This window comes from Zhongshania sp. (assembly GCF_041623545.1).
Taxonomy (GTDB): Bacteria; Pseudomonadota; Gammaproteobacteria; order Pseudomonadales; family Spongiibacteraceae; genus Spongiibacter.
Map to the genome: position 1 here is coordinate 1 of NZ_JBFJWS010000361.1, position 2942 is coordinate 2942.

Annotated in this window: 4 protein-coding genes; all 4 read right to left on the minus strand. The window is 53.6% G+C overall.

Annotated elements, in window-relative coordinates; translation table 11 throughout:
* Positions 1–957: formate-dependent phosphoribosylglycinamide formyltransferase (gene purT / locus ABYT30_RS17860; RefSeq protein ID WP_373097839.1), on the minus strand; the 957-nt coding region annotated here is incomplete at its 3' end.
* Positions 958–993: 36 nt separating this feature from the next.
* The gene (locus ABYT30_RS17865) at positions 994–1464 is read right to left on the minus strand and encodes a phosphatidylglycerophosphatase A (protein ID WP_373083458.1); all 471 of its coding nucleotides are present in this window, start codon (positions 1462–1464) and stop codon (positions 994–996) included.
* Positions 1465–1476: 12 nt separating this feature from the next.
* The gene (gene thiL / locus ABYT30_RS17870; protein ID WP_373097841.1) at positions 1477–2451 is read right to left on the minus strand and encodes a thiamine-phosphate kinase; all 975 of its coding nucleotides are present in this window, start codon (positions 2449–2451) and stop codon (positions 1477–1479) included.
* A 20-nt stretch (positions 2452–2471) separates the two neighbouring features.
* A partial coding sequence (nusB, locus tag ABYT30_RS17875) for a transcription antitermination factor NusB (protein WP_373097842.1) occupies positions 2472–2942 on the minus strand: 471 nt, incomplete at its 5' end.

Consider the following 2942-nt stretch of genomic DNA (forward strand, 5'->3'; position numbering starts at 1 on the left):
GGGGATGGGGAGACCAAGTATGGCTCTAACATGCAGGGCAAACTCTGAGAGGTCTTGAGAGATTAATGTTACTAAGCCGGTGTCGTGGGGCCGCGGCGAAACTTCACTGAAAATCACCTCATCCCCTTTTACAAACAGCTCAACGCCAAACAAGCCCCAACCACCTAGCGCCGTAGTTACTTGTTCAGCCATCTGTTGAGCGCGCTGTAATGCGATGTCGGACATTGGCTGCGGTTGCCAAGACTCTTGATAATCACCATCTTTTTGCAAGTGGCCAATCGGCGCGCAATAACTGGTTGCGGTGTCTTCGCCATCGCTGCCGCGATGACGAATGGTGAGCAAGGTGATTTCGTAATCGAAATCAACAAAGCCTTCCACGATGACTCGGCCTGCTCCCGCGCGGCCGCCTTCTTGGGCGTAAGTCCACGCGTCGTCAATTTCGGCTGGGCGACGCACTAGACTCTGACCTTTTCCTGAGGAACTCATGATTGGTTTGATCACGCAGGGCAGACCAATTTCAGCCACCGCGGCATCAAACTCATCTTTACTGTCGGCAAAGCGATACGTCGAGGTCGCTAGCTTGAGTTTTTCCGCCACTAAGCGCCGAATACCTTCGCGATTCATGGTTAGCTGCGCGGCTCGGGCGGTGGGCACCACGTTATAGCCTTCACGCTCCAAATCAACCAAGGTGTCAGTGGCGATGGCTTCGATTTCTGGCACGATGTAATCGGGTTTTTCTAGCTCAATGACTCGGCGCAATTCTGCGCCGTCGAGCATTGAAAAAGTATAGCTGCGATCGGCAACTTGCATCGCTGGGGCATTTTCATAGCGGTCGCAGGCGACCACTTCTACACCCAAGCGCTGCAACTCTATGGCCACTTCTTTACCCAGCTCACCCGCGCCACAAAGCAAAACTTTACAAGCGCTGTCGCTAAACGGCGTGCCTAAAGAAACCATCGGGACCCTCTCACTATGTTAATAAATCTATTGGTTTTAACTTAATACGTACAGGAATTGCAGCACCAAATAGGCGTAAATCCCGGCCAGCATATCGTCGATCATAATGCCAAAGCCGCCGTGCACCTTCGCGTCTAGCAGTCGTATTGGCCACGGCTTCCAAATATCAAACAAACGAAACAGGGCAAAGCCTAAAGCAATCCAACCGAGATGCATGGGCACCATAAATAGCGCAATCCACAAGCCGACAAACTCGTCCCAGACGATTCCCCCGTGGTCGTGCACACCCAGTGCATCTGCGGTGGCACCACACAAATACACGCCAAGGGCAAACGCCAAGATCAAGACCACGACATAATAAACTGGCGGCAAAAATTGCAGCGCATACCAAAAAGGCAGTGCAGCTAGGGTGCCAAACGTGCCTGGCGCTTTAGCCGCAAGCCCGCTACCAAAACCCAAAGACAATAAATGCACCGGATTTTTTAGCAATGAAACAGGTATTTTCATGATGTAAACAACTCAAAAATGTTGGTAGCCCGCGACGGGCATGTGCACACTGCCGTCGGCGGCAAAACAAGTTAATCCAGCGCCAGCTTCGATATAGCCAACTTCAGTAATGGCCAAATTCAATTCAAGACTGATGGCGTGCAACTGCTCGCGATACGCCGCTGGGGCGGTGAAACACAATTCGTAATCATCGCCGCCGCTGAGCGCAAACTCAACAGCACGCGCGGGATCAGTTTCGGTGATAGCCGCAGACAAGGGCAAACGCTCGACCGCCAACACCGCCGCCACACCACTGGCACTGAGAATATGACTGAGGTCGGCCGCCAAGCCGTCAGACACATCGACTGCCGCCGTGGCCAAGCCCCGCAACTTTTGGCCCAACGCTAAGCGCGGCACCGGCGCGTGATAACGGGTCAATAATGTCTGCTCTGCCACGCTTAATTGCGCCTCGTCTTTTTCAAGGTAATTCAAGGCCGCGCGGGCGTCGCCAAGCTGACCCGAAACAAAGACAAGATCGCCGGGCTGGGCACCACTGCGTAAAATGGCCGCGCCTGTCGGCGCCGAGCCCATCACCTGCATGCTGAGACATAGCGGCCCACGAGTGGTATCACCACCCACTAAGCTGATGTCGTATTCAGCGGCGACACTGGCTAATGCAGAGGCAAAGTCAGCTAGCCATAATTCATCAACGCTGGGCAGGGTGAGGGCCAAGGTAAAACCCAGCGGCGTTGCCCCACAGGCAGCCAAATCACTTACACAAACTGCCAACGCGCGACGGGCCAGCAAGTCAGCTGGGTAGTTCTTTGGGAAGTGTACGGTCTCAACCAAGGTGTCTACCGACACCAGCAATTCATCGCCAGCCGGTAAAGCTAAAACGGCACAGTCGTCGCCAATACCACAGCGCACTGGCGAGTTGGGGCGGGCCAGCGCCGCGGCGGCGCCAGCCTTAAAATACTGCTGAATTAATTGAAATTCTGATATCGGCATAAGCTGCGATGAGCGCCGACTTACTCGGCGTCGCTTGCGGGCTTAGGGGATTTGCCACGCTCAGCGGCAACTTCAACTGCGCGACATTCCATGGCGACCTTATCTAGCACGCCATTCAAATAACGGTAGCCATCAGTGGCACCAAAGCGTTTACCGAGATTGATGGTTTCGTTTATGGCTACTTTATAGGGCACATCAATACGACGCAGCAGCTCGAAGCTACCCATGCGCAATAGACATAATTCGATGGGGTCGAGATCATCGAGTTTGCGATCGAGGTGTTTTTCAAACAGCGCGTGCAAGTCGGTGAGCTGGGCGGGAATGCTGTGGACCAAATCGTGGAAAAATTCTTTATCGACATTTGTCATGTCGTAGTCAGCTTGAAACTCAGCCTCAATAACACTCAAGGCTTGGCCAGCCATATGCCATTGATACAGTGCCTGCATCGCGTAGTGACGGGCCTTGCGACGACCTGCGGCAAGCTGATTATA

Coding starts and splice junctions, on each gene's coding strand:
- ABYT30_RS17865 (WP_373083458.1), bottom strand. CDS start 1,464: ATGAAAATACCTGTTTCATTGCTAAAAAATCCGGTGCATTTATTGTCT.
- thiL (WP_373097841.1), bottom strand. CDS start 2,451: ATGCCGATATCAGAATTTCAATTAATTCAGCAGTATTTTAAGGCTGGC.